Here is a 15,334-nt window from a genome sequence, read left to right as displayed (position 1 = left end):
CCGTGGGCAAACTGCAGGACGGCCTGGAGCGCGCCGCCGAGGCCACCGCGACCCGCCCGATCCCGAAGACCGCACAGGCCCGGATGCGCTTCCTGGTCAGGTCGCAGAAGGGCTCCACCCGGGCGGTCGCGGCCCGCCTCGGTGTCTCGCAGCGCACGGTGGAGCGCTACCTCAAGGGCACGTTGCGCCGCCCCCGCCCCGAGCTGGCGGCCCGTCTGGAGCGGGAGGTCCGCAAGGACTGGCAGCCGCGCGTACGGCAGCGGGCAAGAACGCAGGCCGCCACGGCGACGGGCATCGTGATCGAGACCCGCGCCCGTTTCGGCTTCACGGCCGCCCCCGGTTCCACCGACGACTCCCGTATGCGCCGGATCACCCAGCACCTGCCCCCTGCCTACGCCGCCCGCCTGCTCGACGCGCAGTCCGCCGGCGCGACCGAGCAGCAGCTTCAGCGCATCGCCGCCGAGGGCCTCCAGGAGATCTACTTCAAGGACCGCGGCCGCCGCGCCCGCGACCTGGAGGTGGAGTTCACGGACATCGACTACATCGAGCTGGAGTTCTAGCCGCGCGAGGCGCCGTCGGAGCCGCCCCGCTACGACGCCTTCGGACTGCCTCCGGTGGTCCGTGCGGGGTCGGCGGCCTGCCCCGCCAGGAGGCGCGGGCCGCCGACGCCGAGACGGGGGACGTCCCGCGCCCGCCCGGGGCTGCTCAGGAGTCGGGCGGCGGTGCGATCGGAGAGGCAGGGGCGTCCGCGGGGCGGTCGGTGTCCCCGCCGCCGGCGGGTGTGGCCTCGGCGGAGGGGTCGGTCTCGGTCGCGTTGTGCCGGTCGGGGCCGCCCACGACCGTGTCCTCGGGCTCGCGCCCGGCGGTCCGGCGGCCGAGGCCGTCCTCGGAAGCCGGTGCGGTGCCCGGACCGCCGGTGGGGTCGGTACCGGCCGGGGCGGTCTCGCGGGCCGGGTCGTCGCCGATGCCCTCGCCGGTGGCCGCCCGCGGGTCGTGACCCGGATCGGGTGCCGTCCGCGGTGCCGCGTCCGCCGGTCCGGCGGGGCTTCCGTTCCGGTCGCTGTCCGGGGAATGGTTCATGATCTCCCTCATCCGTCGGGTGTCGTGCCTGTCGGGTACCCCGCGAGGGAGCCTGCCTCACCGGGGCCCGCCCGCCGCCACCGCACCGGAGTCACGTCGGCGCCGCTGCCCCGGGTGCGGAGGCGGCGGCCCGGTCACCGTGGTGCCGCGTCCCCGGCGGGCGGCGGCAGCCCCATGGCTTCGCGGAGCCTGCCGAACTCGCGGGCCAGCGCGGCCGGCGGGTAGTGGGCGTTGAGTCCGCTGGGGTTGGGGAGCACCCATACCCGCGTACTGCCGATCGTGATCTCCTGCGGGCCGATCACGGCGTCGGGGGCTTCGAACGCGGTCCGGTAGGTGCTGATCCCGAGCATCGCCAGCCAGGCCGGACGCAGGTGCCGTACGCGTGCGCGCAAGTCGTGGCTGCCGTCGCGCAGTTCGCCGCGGGAGAGCTCACCGGCGCGGGCCGTGGGGCGGCGGACCAGGCTGGTGATGCCGATGCCCAGCGGGAGCAGTTCGCGTTCCTCCTCGCCGGAGAGCAGCCGCGGAGTGAGCCCGGCCCGGAAGAGCGCGGGCCACAGGCGGTTTCCGGGGTTGGCGAAGTGATGTCCGGCGGCGGCCGATCCCAGGCCCGGGTTGATGCCGCACAGCAGCAGCCGCAGCCCGTCCGTGATCAGGTCGGGGAGTTCCCTGGTGCGGGCGGCCTCCAGTTCGGCACGGGTCGGGCGCCGCCGGGGTGCCGTCGGTCCACGGCCGGTCGGCGGCCCGGCGCCCGGCCCGGTCGGGGCGCGCCCGGCGGGCTCCTCGTACGCGTCACCCACGCTTCCTCCCGCACACGCTTGCGCCCGTGGCCCGTAGTCTGCTCGCAGGGGCGTCCGTCGGCCACCGGAAGGTGCCGGTCGGCGGCCCGGGGCCCGGCCCGGTTCGCGTCTCACGCCGTGGCGGAGCGGAGTCCCGACGTGTCCATGTAGTCCCGGACGTGGCTGATGCAGCCGCCGCGCACCCGGAGCACCAGCAGCCCGGGAACGCCGAAGGCGGCGCCCGTGTCCGGAACCGTGCCCATGACGACCTGCTCGGCGACGATCACCTCCGGGTCGTCGGTCCGGTGGACTGCGACCCTGCGGATCTCCTCCACCCGTACGGGACTCGCGCCCCAAGCGGCCCGGTAACCGGCGCGCACCGCCTCGCGCCCCTCGAAGCTCGGCGGGAAACCGGGGGCGGTGAACGGGAACTCGTGCACGGCGTCGGCGGCGTAGAGGTCGGCGAGGTCGTCGGCCGACTTGTCCAGCATGGCCTGGTAGTAGCGGTCGAGAACGTCGTGCGGGCTGCGCGTGGCAAGGGCCTCGGTGTGCGGCACGGGGTCACTCCATTCGCTCAACGGTCGTTGACCCATCGGAGAGTAGGCCGCACCCGGTCCTTCGGTCAACGCCTGTGGAGCGAAGGACGGTAGAGTGAGCCGGTGCCCACCGCCCAGCCGTCCCGCGCCGAGCGCCGCCGCGCCACCGAGGCGCGGATCCTCGCCGGGGCCCGCGAGCTGTTCGCCGAGAAGGGGTTCGACCGCACCACCATCCGCGCCGTCGCGGCGGCGGCCGGTGTGGACCCCGCCCTGGTCATGCAGTACTTCGGCTCGAAGCGCGAGCTGTTCACCCGGGCCGTCCAGGTCCACCCCGCGCCGCCCGCGGCCACGGGCCCGGAAGGGCTCGCCGACCAGCTGCTGGCCACGCTCGGCCCCAAACTCGGCGCCCTGCCCGAGGCAACACTGGCGATGATGCGGTCGATGCTCACCGACCCGGGCGCGGCCGACCAGGTCCGCGCCCGCCTCTCCCGGCAGGCCGACGCGGTCGTCGCCTCGATGCCGCCCGCGCCGGACGCCGAACTGCGCGCCACGCTGGCCCTCACCGCCCTGCTCGGCGTGACCGTCGGGCACCAGCTCCTCGGCCTCCCCGCCCTCCGCGACGCCTCCGCCGACCGCATAGCGGCCCTCCTCCGTCCCGGCATCAGTGCTCTGACGGAAGGCGGGACCGCGAGCGAAGGGGTCGGCTGACCGGGGCCCCGCAGTCCGGTCCCACCCGGCCGGGGGGCGTTTGCCGCATGCGTGGCGGCGGATCGCGAGCGGTGTCCTCGGCAGTGGGGGCGCCCGCGCCGCGTCAGTGCGGGCCGGGCCCGTCCGCCCCGGGCCGCAGCGCGTCGGCCACCAGGTCCAGCAGGCGTCCCGTCAGATGGGGGCTGTTGCCGGCGGTCGTCGACATGAACACTCCGAGGAGCATCATCGTGACGTCCTCCGCCTCCACGTCCGCCCGGAGGGAACCGGCCCTCGCACCGGCGTCGAGGATCACCGCGATCGCCGCGGTGATCCGCTCCCGGGTGGCCGGTGTCGCGATGGCACCGGAGGCCCACCCCGCCCGCAGGGTGTCGGTGATGCCCCGCTTGACCTCGAAGAACGCCGCGTACCGGTCCATCCACGCGCGCAGTGCCACCTCGGGCGGCAGCTCCGCGAGCAGGGCCGGGGCACTGGTGACGACGGCGTCGAGTTCCGCGGAGTAGAGGGCCTCTACGAGCGCTTCGCGGGTGGGGAAGTGACGGTAGAGAGTGCCGATCCCGACGCCGGCCTCGCGGGCGATGCCGTCGAGGCTGGCCTTGCCGCCGGTCGCGGCGAAGGCTTCACGGGCGACGGCGAGCAGCCGTTCACGGTTGCGCCGCGCGTCGGCCCTGGCCGGGCGTCCCGGTGCGGTCGCCGAGGGATCGGGGGCGGCGGGGGAGTCGGACGCAGCCAAAACGGAGGCCCTCCGGTTCATGTACGGTGGTCGCAAACGGAGTCTCTCCGTTTGCCTCCATCCTCTCATGGGAGTGAGACCGCCATGGCGTCGACCGACCCCTCCGACCAGCTCACCGACCCCGCGGCGGCACGCCCCGGCGGCCCCGGCGCGCTCGCGGGCCGCACCGTCTCCCGCGTCGGCTACGGCGCCATGCAACTGCCGCGACTGGACCGCGACGCCGCTGTCTGCCTGCTGCGGCAGGCCGTCGACCTGGGCGTCGATCACATCGACACCGCCTACTTCTACGGCCGCGGCTTCGTCAACGAGGTGATCGCGGCCGCGCTCCGTCCCGAGGACGACGTCCTCGTCGTCAGCAAGGTCGGCGCCGAACCCGCCCCCGACGGGCCGCTCCCGCTGCGCCTGGCCCAGCGGCCCGAGCAACTGCGGGCGGGCGTCGAGGACAACCTCAAGAGCCTCGGGCTCGACCGGATCCCCCTGGTCAACCTGCGCCGCGCCGACCACGGCCCCGGCCTGCGCGCCGAGGGCGACCAGCTCGTCGACCTCGACGACCAGCTCGCCGTGATGACCGCGCTGCGCGCCGAGGGCAAGATCGGTGCCATCGGCCTCAGCAGCGTCTCCCTCGACGCGCTGCGCCGTGCCCTCCCGGCGGGGATCGCCTGTGTGCAGAACGCCTACAGCCTGGTGTCACGCGAGGACGAGGACATGGCGCAGTTCTGCCTCGCCCAGGGCGTCGCCTGGGTGCCGTACTTCCCGCTCGGCGGCGCCCCGGCCGGTCTGCCGAAGGTCACCGAGCAGGCCGCCGTCGTCGCGGCGGCGCGGAACCTTCGGGTCTCCGCCGCGCAGATCGGCCTCGCCTGGCTGCTCCACCACACCCCCAACACCCTCCTCATCCCCGGCACCGCCGACCCGGGCCACCTGCGGGCGAACCTTGACGCAGGGGCGATCACCCTCGACGAGACGACACTCGCCGCACTCGACGCCGTCCCCACACGTCCGGGCGACATCCGGACCTCGTGACCCGGCCACGGCGACGCCGGGACGCGTTCGTCGGGCCCGGCGGATGCCGCCAGAACTGACGCTGGCGAGGCGGCGGCTGAACCCGAGGACCCGCGCGGTCGCTGCGCGCGGCTCGCGAGCACGGTCAGCGACGGGGCGCTGCCCGTCCGATGCCTTCGTCTGCCGGTCACGGCGCACTTGTGAGCACCGGGTGGCCCCAACTCCGTGACTCCCGCGAAAGTTCTGAGGAATGAGTGGCTGAAAGGGGGAAGACGGTCAATGCAGCGTGGGAGCACTCTCGCTGCGGCGCGTTCGCCGACCGGTGGGAGAGGAGTGATGGCCATGTCGTGTTCGAACATCGATTGCCGCAAGGGCGGCTGTACCACGGAGCCGCAGCAGCCCGGCGTACCCCGCAAGGGCTGACGCTCTCGGGACACCGGGTACGGACCCCCTGCTGCGAGCCGCCGGGCTCCGGCAGGACCACGGTCGCGGAAGTCGGCCCCCAGCGGTCACCTTCCGCCCCGCGCCGGAGCGCTTCGCCGTGCGACGCCCCCGACCGCCGCCTCCGGCGCCAACTGAGCGGCGGTTCGCCCGAGCCACTTCCCACGGCGCCTTCCCAGGGGGAAGACCTGACGACAGCCGGCAGGTCGAGCCATGGCCGCGGGAGCGGGTGCGCACGGCGATGCGCGAGGACCTGAGGCCCTGGCGGCGACAGCGCCTCTCGGCCTCGGAATTGGGCAGGTCACGCCGGATTCGGCGTGCCGTCTCACCCGTCGTGTGAACGAAGCAGCCGCCGAGCTGCAACACCGACCGCCGAGCGGGTAGACGCCAACTACGCGCTCACAGAGGAGGACTGATGCCGTTCACGTTCCGGAAGTCGTGGAAGATCCTGCCAGGAGTACGTCTCAACGTCGGCAGGAAGTCCCACTCGTTCACGGTCGGCCCGCGCTGGTTCAAGCGCACTTTCAGCTCCACCGGACGCACCACCACCAGCGCCGACCTCCCCGGGCCCTTCGGATGGCGGGCCAGCCGGCGGCAGCGGTAGCCCGACACGACGAGGGCCCCGCCGGCCGGGAGGCCGAGCGGGGCTTTCGCGTTGCGCGCCCGGAGCAGCGAAGCGTCCAAGCCGTGACCGACGCGGCAGACCCCGAGCCGTGACAAGATCCAGACCTTCCGCACAGCAGGCTGTGACGCACCCCGCGATAGGAATGGTCCCGACCACAGAAGTGAGCGTGTTGACCACACGCCGCACGCGTAACGTTTCGGGGGAGCCTCATGAACAGCCGTACCCGCACGCCCGCTTTCGCCGTCCTCGGCCTTGCCGTCGCGTTCTCGCTCACCGCCTGCGGCGGTGACGACTCGGGGAAGGACACCTCCAGCAATGCGGGCCCGTCCGCCTCGCCCTCCTCCGCGCCGTCGCAATCCCCGACGAGCGCCTCGTCCTCGGACGGCGGATCGTCGGGCAACGGAAACCCGGGGACCGCGAGTGCGACGTCGCACCCCGGCAACGCCCAGGTGGGCGCCGGTGACGACGGCGCGGACCAGGACGGGCAGAACCTCGCCTCCTGCGCGACGCGCAACCTGACCATCAGGGCCGAGAACGTCTCCCCCGACGCGAGCACCGGCACGATCGACATCACCATGACCAACCGGGGCAGCGCCGCCTGCTCGGTGACGGGTTTCGCCGGCATCGGCATCACGGACGAGGACACCACGACGAATCCCATCGACCGCGGCAAGGCCGAGCCGCGTATCACCGACCTCAAGGCCGGCGACACCGCCGTCTTCAACCTCTCGTACGAGATCGACAACAGCGGCAACAGCCTCTCGCACCCGACGGAGATCCAGGTGACGCCCCCGAACCAGACCAGCCACGTGAACGTGAAGTGGCCCGCGGGCGCGGGCGACATCAAGGGCTCCTACAGCGACGTCAAGGTCTATCCGACGCACACCGAGTAGCCGCGCCAGGAGCCGGGCGGCAGCTCACCGGCGTGGCCTGGCGCCCGGACGGCGTCGACCAGGTGCCCGCGGTGGTGTCCGCCGTCCACCCCCTCGATGCGGACGGATACGGGCGCGGGCACGGCGGAGCCACCGGCCGTCGGCCGAGGCCGGCACCCGGCACCCGGCACCCGGGTGGGAGCGGACGTGCGGGCTGTGGCGACCGGGTATCGGCTGACCGCCGCCCGGCCGGGGTTTGCTGCCCATCGCGCCGGGAAACCGGCGTGCATGAGCGAAAAGACAGCCACCGCGCAAGAAGAAGACCACCTGCTCCTCAGCGCCGACACCAACGGTGACGGAAAGCCAGATGTGTGGGTGACCGATACCACCGGCGACGGGAAAGCCGACCTGTACCAGTTCGACACCACCGGTGACGGCACGGTCGACGTGACCATCACGGACGAGGCAGGGGAGGGTGACGAGCACCGTACCGTCGTCGAAGGCGACGGCGGGCATCCTCGCGTTTCATGAGAGACGGCGCGGCCGTCGCGGTCAGTGTGCGGCCGGGGCGGGGAGGCGCTCCTGCGCGTTCCCGCCCCGCGTAATGTACGTTTGTTCTTATGCGCGCAGAGGACGGCCCCGGGACCCGGGGGACGACGGAAGGCCGGGAGGCGGTGACCGGCGGGGGCCGGCGGACGCGTCGGCACGATCCGGGGCGCAGGGAGCGTGTGCTCGACGCAGCCCTGGACGTGCTGGTCGAGGACGGGGTCGCCGGGATCACGCACCGTAAGGTCGCTGTCCGCGCGGACGTGCCGCTGGGTTCCGTCACCTACCATTTCGCCGGCCTGGCGGAGCTGTGCGCCCAGGCGTTCGCCCGGTACGTCGGGCAGCGGACCGCCGAGTACGAGGCGCTCTTCGCCGAGGTGGCGTCGCGCGAGGACCTCATCGAGATCCTGGTGGGGCTGGTCCTGGGCGGGCCGTCCCGGCACCGCAGCGCGGTCCTCGGCTTCGAACTGCACCTGGCAGCGTTGCGCGATCCCGCGCTGCGCGCGCTGACCCAGGAGTGGACCGGGCACAGCCGGGCGGTCCTCGCCCGCTTCACCGGACCGGAGACCGCCGCCCGCCTCGACGCGCTGCTGGAGGGGATGATCCTGCACGCGCTGCTGTCGACGGAGCCGGGGTCGGAGCCGGACGGGGAGGTCCGGGCGGCTGTCGTACAGGCGCTCGGACCGGCCTGCGGGGCGCTCACATGAACGCCCGTCCCGGCAGGCACGCCGTGCCCACTGCAGCCCCCCTCCTCCACGTCGGCGACGCCGACCTGGAGGATCTGCGTGCCCGGCTGCGTGCCACCCGGTGGCCGCAACCGTGGCCGGTCGGCCCGTGGGAGGCGGGCACCGACGCCGCCGAACTCCGCCGCCTGGTGACGTACTGGGCGACGGGTTACGCATGGCGTGCTCACGAGGCCGCCGTCAACGCCCTGCCTTCGCGTTTCGCCGACATCGACGGCACACCGGTGCACTACCTCCGTTACGACGCCGAGCGCCCGGACGCCCTGCCGATCGTTCTCACCCACGGCTGGCCCAGCACCGTCCTGGAGCTCACGGCCCTCGCAGAGCGTCTCGCCCGCCCCTCACGTCACGGCGGCGACGCCCGGGACGCCTTCACGGTGATCGTCCCGTCGCTGCCGGGCTTCGTGTTCTCCCCGCAGCGGCCGACGCTGACCGGTGCGGAGCAGACCCACGACCTCTGGCACCGGCTGATGCACGATCACCTCGGCTTCCGGCGCTACGCCGCCCACGGCGGGGACCTCGGCGCCGGCATCACCTCACGGCTGGCCGAAGCCCACCCCGAGGCGCTCGTCGGCATCCACCTGCTCGCCTCGGCGCCCCCGGCGGACCCTGACCCGGCCTCGTTGACTCCCGAGGAGGAGGCGTACCAGGCCTCGGTCGCGGCCTGGCAGACGGAGGAGGGCGGCTACCAGCACCAGCAGAGCACCCGTCCCCTCACCCTCGCACCGGCCCTCTCCGACTCACCCGCCGGTCTGCTGTCCTGGATCCTGGAGAAGTACCGGGCGTGGAGCGACTGCGGGGGCGAGCTGTCCACACGCTTCAGCGACGACTTCCTCCTCACCCAGGCGTCCCTGTACTGGTTCACCGGCGCCGTCTCCACGTCGTTCCGCCCGTACTACGAGTACGCGCACCACCTGACCCAACGGGTGCGGCGGGTGGACGTCCCCACAGCCCTCGCGGTGTTCCCCGCGGACATCGCGCAGCCGCCGCGGAGCTGGGCCGAGCGCACCTACCACCTCACCCGCTACACCCGCATGCCCCGCGGCGGCCACTTCGCGGCCCACGAGGAACCCGCCCTGCTCGCCGACGACATCACCGCCTTCTTCCGCGACCTGCGGACCCGCCTGCCGTGACGGTTCGGGGCGGGTGGGTATGTTCGGGGTGTGTCCCTGTTCGTCGTCGAATGCCGTACGGAGCTGCCGCCGGATGAGGCGTGGCGTCGGCTGACCACCTGGGAGCGGCATTCGGGGAGTGTGCCGCTGACCCGCGTCACCGCCACCACCCGGTCGCCGTCGGGGGTGGGAACCGTCGTGGTCGCCCGGACCGGTGTCGGTCCGGTGGGCTTCACCGATCCGATGCGGGTGACGGTGTGGGAGCCGCCGGTGGGGGGCGGCGGCGGCCGGTGCAGGCTGGAGAAGGCGGGCCGTGTCGTCCTCGGCTGGGCGGAGATCGAGGTGCGCCCCGACGGCGCGGGCGCGTATGTGCGGTGGCGCGAGGACGTGGCGGTACGCGGTCTGCCACGGGTCTTCGACGGTCTGACGCGCACCGCTTCCCGCAGGATTTTCAGCCGGGCCGTCACCGTCCTGCTGGCGGAGTGACTGTTTTCCCTTCGACCGCCGATGGCTGCTGCTGTCGGCGCTGGCGGTCGGTCAGAAGAGCCGCCAGTGTCCCTCGGAGACGATCTCGACGGCGCCGTCGGTGACTTTGACGGCAGTGTCGTCGTCGATGGCATAGGCAGGGTTCGGCAGGGCGGCGGCCCAGCGCTCGGCGTCGGCCATGGTGTTCTCCGGCAGGGCCGGGTGGTCCAGGTGCGGGAAGAGGGAGAAGCCGACGACGCCGAGGGTTTCGTCGCCGCCGGTGGGGGGCTTCCACTCGACGAAGTCCGCCCCGATGCGGGGGGTCATGACCATGCTCCCGGCGCTGAGACCGACCCATACCGTGTCGTGGAGGGAGAGGAGCAGGTCCGCCAGGCCCCCGCGGGGCTGCCCATCGGGTGTCCGTAGCCGGCGGTGGGGTGGGCCGGGGGCGCGCCCCGGGGTGCGGCTGTGAGCGGTGTGTGGCCTGGGCGGGCGCTGTTCTCGCCGGGGCCACGGGGGAGAGGCGGGTGCGTCGTCGAGGTGGACGAGAGCCGCATCCCCCCCGGAACCCCCGCAGTTCCCGGCTGTCCGCGTCCCGGCTCCAGGCGCCCCGACCGCGAACGCGGCCGATGGTACCGGCTCCGGCGGACGGTCAGCGGCTCTGCCCGGCACCTTCGTCTCCGGGCGGGGAGATCTCCGGCTCGCCCGCCGTGCTCGCCTCCCCGGCGGTGCTCTGTTCGGGGGCGCTGTCGCCTGGCAGACTTCCCGGCCATGGCGGACAGCGGACTGTGGATCGGCGTCGTCACGGCGTTGACAGCGCTCGGGGCCAGCTCCGTCACGGCGCGGGCGACCCTGCGCGCGGCTCGGGCCCAGGTCGAGACGACCACGCGGGCGGAGGCCCTGCGCGAGCAGCGCGACCGCCGCCGGGCCGCGTACCGGGGGATGCTCGACCGCGTGCACGCCTTCAACGTGATCACGTGGCAGATCGACGACGTGGACGCGGCGTCCGACCGTGGAAGCAGGGACCGGCTGCTGGCGCGGATGCGCGAACGGATCGGCCCGGCGATCGGGGACATGAACCAGGCGATGCACGAGGTCCGGCTCGACGGCCCGGCGAACGTGTCCGACGCGGCGGACCGCGTGCGGGACGCGGCCCGCCGCGTGCAGCGGACGCTCGGCCCGCTCGTAGGTGACGACGACGGTCCCGAACGGCGGAGCGCCTACGACGACGCCTACCGGGAGTTCCGGGACGCGTACCTCACGTTCATCCGCCTGGCGCGCGAGGCGCTGGAGGTCGAGGCCGCGTAGCCCCCGGTGGCCTGCACCGGCTTCCCGCCACGCCACCGCGATCCCCGATACGCCGGAGTCCCTTCCTCCCGCACCCACCCCTAGGAGACGTGTTGGAGATCTTCCGGTTCGACCGCGACGAACGGCGCATCGCCCGCCACGGGAGCAGCGGTGCGGTCGCCACCCGCATCGCCGCGGGTGACGGAGCTGTTCACCTCACCTACCTGAAGGTCGACGCCGGCGGAACCATCGGCGTCCACCCCGCTCCCTCGCCCCAGATGTTTCTGGTGCTGTCCGGCGACGGCTGGGTCGCCGGACCGGATGGCACCCGTATCCCGATCACCGCGGGTCAGGGTGTCTGCTGGGACCGGTCAGAAGGCCACGCGTCCGGCACCGAGAACGGCTTCACCGCCCTCGCTGTCGAGGGCCTCCCGCTCACCTTGTTCAGCCCCGAGCCCCCCACGACCGACCCTCACCGAACCCCCACGACCTGACGCCCCGGGCCTGGCCGTGCGGCTGGGCGGCGGGCGGGAGATGATCGTTCAGGCGGAGTCCTCGGTTCAGTGGACGGAGAACCCGCCGTCGACGAAGATCGCCTGTCCCGTGACGTACGCGGAGGCGCGGCTCGCCAGGAACACCGCCGCGCCCGCGAAGTCCTCGGCCAGACCGTTGCGCCCGACCATCGTGCGAGCGGCGAGCGCCGCGACTCTCGCGGGGTCGGACGACAGCCGTGCGTTGAGCGGTGTCATGACGAATCCCGGCACGAGGGTGTTGCAGGTGACGCCGTACGGAGACCAGGCCTCGGCCTGGGAACGGGCCAGCGACTCCAGGGCGCCTTTGGAGACGCCGTAGGCGCCGCTCTGGACGAACGCCCGGTGCGCCTGCTGGGAGCTGATGTGGATGATCCGCCCGAAGCCCCGTTCGGCCATACGGGGCCCGAACCGCTGTCCGAGCAGGTAGGGCGCCTCGAGGTTCACCGCCATCGTGGTGTCCCAGGCCTCCTCGTCCAGCTCGTCCATCGGGGGCCGCAGGTTGACCCCGGCGCAGTTGACGAGGATGTCGGGCTCCCCGAACGCTCCTGCCGCTTCCTCGGCCGCCGCGCGCGTGCCGTCGCGCGTGCTCAGGTCGCCACTCACCCAGGCGGCCCGGCAGCCGTCGGCGGCCAGTTCCCCGACCGTCGCGACGAGTTCCGTCTCCCTGCGTGCCACGACCACGACGCCGGCCCCCGCCCGCGCGAGGGCTCCGGCGACGGCACGGCCGATACCGGAACTGCCGCCGGTCACTACGGCGACGCGTCCGTCCAGCGAGAACAGATCGGAAAGGTAGTTCTGCGAGGTCATGGCCCGAACCCTAGACGGCGGCCCCCCGGCGGCGGCAGCGGGGGCGGCACGGATCCGGCGGAACGGGGCTCAGTGTTCAGGACCCGGGTCGCCGTCTGTGCGGCAGGAGTTCACCGTGGCCGTGTGAACGTGAACGTCATGCTCTTGACGAAGGTGGCCGTGCCGCCCTTGGTGACCTCGTGCGGGGCGTGGCCGACCAGTTGCCAGCCTTCCCTGCCGTGGCGCTCAAGCATCTGGTCGACCTTCGGCTCGGACGACTCGTCGATGAACGGGCTTCCCTGGAAGACCACGAACTTGTGCTCCCACATCTGCATGCCGACCACTCTGCCCGACCCGGAGCGCCGACGCGATGCGGCCGGCGCCCTGGAGCAGGCCGCAGCCGAGGAGCCCATCGCCGTTGCTCGCGTTGGACGGCTGCGACCACCCGCGGCTCAGACCTTGCGCCAGCGCGCGTTGGCCCAGGAGAAAACGCCGAAGGCGACCAGCCCGACGGCGATGACGACCAGCAGCCACGGGCCGGCCGGCGAGCCGGCGAAGGACCGCAACGTGTCGTCCATCCCCTTGGACTTGCCCGGCTTGTGCTGCACCGCGGCCGCGACCGCGAACCCGCCCGCCGTCCCGAACAGCACCCCGCGTGCGGTGCCGCCGAACACGCCGACGAAGTCCACCGCCCGGCGGACGTTCCGCGACATCTCCGCCATCTTCAGGTGCTTGTGGAACTTGCGCATGACGGCGCGCACGGCGATCCAGCCGCCCGCGCACGCCACCCCGATACCGGCGATCGCGAGGATCCACTGACCGCCGGGCCACCCGAGCACCCGGGCGGTCACGTCGTCGGTCCGCTTGTCGGTCGAGCCGCTGCCGCTGCCCTTGTCGCCCAGCGCGTAGGCGAGGACGGAGTACGACACGAAGCCGTAGAAGACGCAGCGGCCACCGGCCACCACGCGCTTGCCGGCTTTGTCGCCGTCCTCCCCGGGCTGCCCGAACGCGGCTTCCGACAGCCGCCACACGGCCATACCGATCAGGGCAATGCCGAGCAGCCACAGCAGGACATTGCCGAACGGCTTGTGCGCGATCTCCGCGAGCGCGCCTCCCCGGTCCGCCTGCTGGCCGCCCGAGTCCGCGAACGCGATGCGGACCGCCAGCACGCCCACCAGAACGTAGATCACTCCACGGGCCACAAAACCCGCGCGGGCCCCGGCCGCGACGGCATTGCTGTCCGCCACCCGCTCGGCGCTACGGCGGGTCCCCGCTGCTTTCGCTGCTTCGGTCATCATTCCGGCCGACTTCCCGCAGAATCGAACAACAGACTCCCGAGGGCGCAAGTGGTGTGAACGAACCGGGACCGGCTGCCGCAGCACGGCGATCCGGACGCCGAGGCCGCGCCGGGAGCGGCCGGCGAGGCGGCGCGGACTGAACCACCGTCCACAGTCCCCTGCAGCCGGCCGGCTTCCGCACGGTCCTGGCACGACAACGCCCGGGACGGCACCACCCCCACCTGGTGGGGCAGTTCGGCAGCTACGCGCGGCATCACGTGGAAGCCGACATCGCCCTCGGCGGCCGAGGCGGTCGTCTCGTACCGGCTCTGGTCCGTCCGGCCCAGCTGGAGCTGGAACTCCGGCCAGTCGCCTGGACCGGGCGGCCGATGTCGTGGCGGCCGGCGCCGAACCGGTGCGGCTGCTGGGGGACGGAATGCTCTCGATCGAGCCTGTGGACCGCTCCGGCGCCCCGACCGCAACGGCCGGACGATGACCGGGCCCACCTCGACCTGGGCACCGTCGAGGCACGCCCGTCCGCCCTCGGCGGAGCCCTGATCGACGTCACCGTCACCGACCCCGGTGACGACCGCCCTACCCCGGCCGCCCGCGCGGTCTGGGAGATGTGGTCCGACGGCGTTCCCCCGCGGCCCAACCAGTGGGCACAGTCGCCGAGGGCCGGTCGGAGTGGCTGGACCTCACCCGCGTCGGCCCGTACGGGCCGGAGGGCCGCTCCGGCGGGACGTACCACCTGGACGGACAGCACGCCACCGCCAGGAGCGGCTTGCTCCTGGCGCTCGGCGAAGCCCTGCTCGGCCCCGACGCCGGCGGCTCCGGCGGCGACAGCGCGCCCGCCGCGCCGCCTCATCTCACGGCACGGCACGGCACGGCACGGCACGCGGTCCGGTCCGGGCCCGGCGCTCAGGAGCAGAGGGGAACCTGCTCGTCGACGACCACGCCGGTGTCCACCGGGCCGCTGGTGGCACCGTTGTTGTAGAAGGCGTCGGACGTGGCGTAGTAGTGGCCCTTCCAGGGGGCGGAGTCGAGGCGGTACCACCACGGATCGCCGTCCGGGACGACGTAGCCGCGGATCCGGCAGGAGACCTGGACCGACTGCTGCGGCCCCAGCGGCTTGCCCGCGCCCGTGAGCTGTGTGGCGTTCGCCCAGGTGTGGGCGGGGGTGCCCGTCGTCTCGCTCCAGGTGACCGCGGGCCGGGGCGGGTCGCCGCGGAAGGCTCCGGCGAGCAAGGCGCCGCCCAGGCCCGCCGCGGCGGCCACCGGCAGGACGGCGGTCCACCACCAGCGCCGTCCGCGCCGCCGCGCCGGGGCCGGACCGGCGTGCGCGTCGGCCGTGGGCCCGTCCGCGCCCTCGGCCGCCGGGGCATCCGCGGGCTCCAGGGCATCCGCAGGCTCTGCGGGATCCGCGGATGCGGGGCCTGGCTCCGGGTCGAGGGTGAGGAGCGCGGGGTCGGCGCCCATTCCGACGTACGCCTGTAAGTGGTGGAGCGCGGGTCTGCGCCGGCCGCGTTCCCAGGCCGACACCGCGGCCCGGCCCGTTGACACTTTCCGGCCGCCTGGCTCGTAGACGATGCCCAGCCGCTGGGCCATCTGCTCCTGGCTGAGCCCGGCTTCCTGCCGTACCCGTTTGAGTTCTGCCGCGATCCGCTGTGCGGTGTTGCCGGTGTTTTCCTCTGACATGGCGACATTGTCCTGACCTGCGAAGGTCTTGACCAGCGCTTCCGGCAACAAGGCCGCAACGCGCAACACGTGCCGCAACACCTCCGCGTTCCGCAGTCTGGCGCTCCGGGCCATCCGGCC

21 protein-coding genes are annotated in these 15,334 nt (G+C 73.3%); 11 read left to right on the top strand and 10 right to left on the bottom strand.

Going from position 1 to position 15,334, the window contains the following annotated elements; translation table 11 throughout:
* Positions 1–2 precede the first annotated feature (2 nt).
* On the top strand, positions 3–560 hold the full coding sequence (gene tpg, locus ACH4PY_RS35625; protein ID WP_398192662.1) for a telomere-protecting terminal protein Tpg: 558 nt from the start codon (positions 3–5) through the stop codon (positions 558–560).
* Positions 561–705: 145 nt separating this feature from the next.
* Here the strand turns inward: tpg and ACH4PY_RS35620 are convergent, their stop codons facing one another.
* The 3 genes from ACH4PY_RS35620 to ACH4PY_RS35610 form a co-directional block, all read right to left on the bottom strand.
* Positions 706–1,080 (bottom strand): hypothetical protein, encoded by a 375-nt coding sequence (locus ACH4PY_RS35620; RefSeq protein ID WP_398192661.1) that lies wholly within the window; start codon positions 1,078–1,080, stop codon positions 706–708.
* A 134-nt stretch (positions 1,081–1,214) separates the two neighbouring features.
* Positions 1,215–1,766 (bottom strand): G/U mismatch-specific DNA glycosylase, encoded by a 552-nt coding sequence (mug, locus tag ACH4PY_RS35615; protein ID WP_398192682.1) that lies wholly within the window; start codon positions 1,764–1,766, stop codon positions 1,215–1,217.
* Positions 1,767–1,987: 221 nt separating this feature from the next.
* Complete coding sequence (locus ACH4PY_RS35610; RefSeq protein WP_398192660.1) at positions 1,988–2,413, bottom strand: nuclear transport factor 2 family protein; 426 nt, start codon at positions 2,411–2,413, stop codon at positions 1,988–1,990.
* A gap of 102 nt (positions 2,414–2,515) precedes the next feature.
* Here ACH4PY_RS35610 and ACH4PY_RS35605 point away from each other — a divergent pair, with 102 nt between their 5' ends.
* Positions 2,516–3,100 (top strand): TetR/AcrR family transcriptional regulator, encoded by a 585-nt coding sequence (locus ACH4PY_RS35605; RefSeq protein ID WP_398192659.1) that lies wholly within the window; start codon positions 2,516–2,518, stop codon positions 3,098–3,100.
* 103 nt (positions 3,101–3,203) lie between these two features.
* Here the strand turns inward: ACH4PY_RS35605 and ACH4PY_RS35600 are convergent, their stop codons facing one another.
* Positions 3,204–3,851 (bottom strand): TetR/AcrR family transcriptional regulator, encoded by a 648-nt coding sequence (locus ACH4PY_RS35600; protein ID WP_398192658.1) that lies wholly within the window; start codon positions 3,849–3,851, stop codon positions 3,204–3,206.
* Between the two features lie 63 nt (positions 3,852–3,914).
* Between ACH4PY_RS35600 and ACH4PY_RS35595 the strand changes: the two genes are divergently transcribed.
* The 3 genes from ACH4PY_RS35595 (at position 3,915) to ACH4PY_RS35585 (ending at position 6,788) form a co-directional block, all read left to right on the top strand.
* Complete coding sequence (locus tag ACH4PY_RS35595; protein ID WP_398192657.1) at positions 3,915–4,850, top strand: aldo/keto reductase; 936 nt, start codon at positions 3,915–3,917, stop codon at positions 4,848–4,850.
* An 835-nt stretch (positions 4,851–5,685) separates the two neighbouring features.
* Positions 5,686–5,874, top strand: a complete 189-nt coding sequence (locus ACH4PY_RS35590) for a DUF4236 domain-containing protein (protein ID WP_398192656.1) — start codon at positions 5,686–5,688, stop codon at positions 5,872–5,874.
* Between the two features lie 230 nt (positions 5,875–6,104).
* Complete coding sequence (locus tag ACH4PY_RS35585) at positions 6,105–6,788, top strand: DUF4232 domain-containing protein (RefSeq protein WP_398192655.1); 684 nt, start codon at positions 6,105–6,107, stop codon at positions 6,786–6,788.
* On the opposite strand, the gene ACH4PY_RS35580 is transcribed toward ACH4PY_RS35585, so the two are convergent.
* Positions 6,767–6,910, bottom strand: a complete 144-nt coding sequence (locus ACH4PY_RS35580; protein ID WP_398192654.1) for a hypothetical protein — start codon at positions 6,908–6,910, stop codon at positions 6,767–6,769. The two genes, ACH4PY_RS35585 and ACH4PY_RS35580, sit on opposite strands and share 22 nt — an antisense overlap.
* Positions 6,911–7,055: 145 nt before the next feature.
* Here ACH4PY_RS35580 and ACH4PY_RS35575 point away from each other — a divergent pair, with 145 nt between their 5' ends.
* The 4 genes from ACH4PY_RS35575 (at position 7,056) to ACH4PY_RS35560 (ending at position 9,654) form a co-directional block, all read left to right on the top strand.
* Complete coding sequence (locus ACH4PY_RS35575; RefSeq protein ID WP_398192653.1) at positions 7,056–7,298, top strand: hypothetical protein; 243 nt, start codon at positions 7,056–7,058, stop codon at positions 7,296–7,298.
* Positions 7,299–7,495: 197 nt separating this feature from the next.
* Positions 7,496–8,020: a TetR/AcrR family transcriptional regulator gene (locus ACH4PY_RS35570; RefSeq protein ID WP_398192652.1), complete on the top strand. Its 525-nt coding sequence runs from the start codon at positions 7,496–7,498 to the stop codon at positions 8,018–8,020.
* Between the two features lie 23 nt (positions 8,021–8,043).
* Positions 8,044–9,189 carry an epoxide hydrolase family protein gene (locus tag ACH4PY_RS35565; RefSeq protein WP_398192651.1) on the top strand — a complete coding sequence of 382 codons (1,146 nt, stop codon included), beginning with the start codon at positions 8,044–8,046 and terminating at the stop codon, positions 9,187–9,189.
* A 30-nt stretch (positions 9,190–9,219) separates the two neighbouring features.
* Positions 9,220–9,654, top strand: a complete 435-nt coding sequence (locus ACH4PY_RS35560; protein ID WP_398192650.1) for an SRPBCC family protein — start codon at positions 9,220–9,222, stop codon at positions 9,652–9,654.
* 51 nt (positions 9,655–9,705) lie between these two features.
* On the opposite strand, the gene ACH4PY_RS35555 is transcribed toward ACH4PY_RS35560, so the two are convergent.
* On the bottom strand, positions 9,706–10,305 hold the full coding sequence (locus tag ACH4PY_RS35555) for a Type 1 glutamine amidotransferase-like domain-containing protein (RefSeq protein WP_398192649.1): 600 nt from the start codon (positions 10,303–10,305) through the stop codon (positions 9,706–9,708).
* 99 nt (positions 10,306–10,404) lie between these two features.
* Between ACH4PY_RS35555 and ACH4PY_RS35550 the strand changes: the two genes are divergently transcribed.
* Together ACH4PY_RS35550 and ACH4PY_RS35545 are read left to right on the top strand one after the other, a co-directional pair.
* Positions 10,405–10,941 carry a hypothetical protein gene (locus ACH4PY_RS35550; protein ID WP_398192648.1) on the top strand — a complete coding sequence of 179 codons (537 nt, stop codon included), beginning with the start codon at positions 10,405–10,407 and terminating at the stop codon, positions 10,939–10,941.
* A 92-nt stretch (positions 10,942–11,033) separates the two neighbouring features.
* Positions 11,034–11,414, top strand: coding sequence for a hypothetical protein (locus tag ACH4PY_RS35545; RefSeq protein ID WP_398192647.1), 381 nt, complete (start codon positions 11,034–11,036; stop codon positions 11,412–11,414).
* Positions 11,415–11,480: 66 nt separating this feature from the next.
* On the opposite strand, the gene ACH4PY_RS35540 is transcribed toward ACH4PY_RS35545, so the two are convergent.
* The 4 genes from ACH4PY_RS35540 to ACH4PY_RS35525 form a co-directional block, all read right to left on the bottom strand.
* Positions 11,481–12,260 carry an SDR family NAD(P)-dependent oxidoreductase gene (locus ACH4PY_RS35540; protein WP_398192646.1) on the bottom strand — a complete coding sequence of 260 codons (780 nt, stop codon included), beginning with the start codon at positions 12,258–12,260 and terminating at the stop codon, positions 11,481–11,483.
* 110 nt (positions 12,261–12,370) lie between these two features.
* Entirely contained in the window at positions 12,371–12,574 is a 204-nt protein-coding gene (locus tag ACH4PY_RS35535; RefSeq protein ID WP_398192645.1) for a DUF4177 domain-containing protein, read from the bottom strand.
* Between the two features lie 117 nt (positions 12,575–12,691).
* The gene (locus tag ACH4PY_RS35530) at positions 12,692–13,534 is read right to left on the bottom strand and encodes a DUF1206 domain-containing protein (RefSeq protein ID WP_398192681.1); all 843 of its coding nucleotides are present in this window, start codon (positions 13,532–13,534) and stop codon (positions 12,692–12,694) included.
* A gap of 903 nt (positions 13,535–14,437) precedes the next feature.
* On the bottom strand, positions 14,438–15,214 hold the full coding sequence (locus ACH4PY_RS35525; protein WP_398192644.1) for a multiprotein-bridging factor 1 family protein: 777 nt from the start codon (positions 15,212–15,214) through the stop codon (positions 14,438–14,440).
* Between the last annotated feature and the right edge of the window lie 120 nt (positions 15,215–15,334).

Origin of the sequence: Streptomyces sp. NPDC021224 (assembly GCF_044332905.1) — a bacterium.
In the GTDB taxonomy this organism is placed as follows: Bacteria; Actinomycetota; Actinomycetes; order Streptomycetales; family Streptomycetaceae; genus Actinacidiphila.
Note: the sequence above shows the minus strand (reverse complement) of the source record. Positions and strands in the feature narration are given on the sequence as shown.

Coding starts and splice junctions, on each gene's coding strand:
- ACH4PY_RS35620 (WP_398192661.1), bottom strand. CDS start 1,080: ATGAACCATTCCCCGGACAGCGACCGGAACGGAAGCCCCGCCGGACCG.
- ACH4PY_RS35600 (WP_398192658.1), bottom strand. CDS start 3,851: ATGAACCGGAGGGCCTCCGTTTTGGCTGCGTCCGACTCCCCCGCCGCC.
- ACH4PY_RS35595 (WP_398192657.1), top strand. CDS start 3,915: ATGGCGTCGACCGACCCCTCCGACCAGCTCACCGACCCCGCGGCGGCA.
- ACH4PY_RS35590 (WP_398192656.1), top strand. CDS start 5,686: ATGCCGTTCACGTTCCGGAAGTCGTGGAAGATCCTGCCAGGAGTACGT.
- ACH4PY_RS35585 (WP_398192655.1), top strand. CDS start 6,105: ATGAACAGCCGTACCCGCACGCCCGCTTTCGCCGTCCTCGGCCTTGCC.
- ACH4PY_RS35575 (WP_398192653.1), top strand. CDS start 7,056: ATGAGCGAAAAGACAGCCACCGCGCAAGAAGAAGACCACCTGCTCCTC.
- ACH4PY_RS35550 (WP_398192648.1), top strand. CDS start 10,405: ATGGCGGACAGCGGACTGTGGATCGGCGTCGTCACGGCGTTGACAGCG.
- ACH4PY_RS35540 (WP_398192646.1), bottom strand. CDS start 12,260: ATGACCTCGCAGAACTACCTTTCCGATCTGTTCTCGCTGGACGGACGC.
- ACH4PY_RS35535 (WP_398192645.1), bottom strand. CDS start 12,574: ATGCAGATGTGGGAGCACAAGTTCGTGGTCTTCCAGGGAAGCCCGTTC.
- ACH4PY_RS35530 (WP_398192681.1), bottom strand. CDS start 13,534: ATGACCGAAGCAGCGAAAGCAGCGGGGACCCGCCGTAGCGCCGAGCGG.
- ACH4PY_RS35525 (WP_398192644.1), bottom strand. CDS start 15,214: ATGTCAGAGGAAAACACCGGCAACACCGCACAGCGGATCGCGGCAGAA.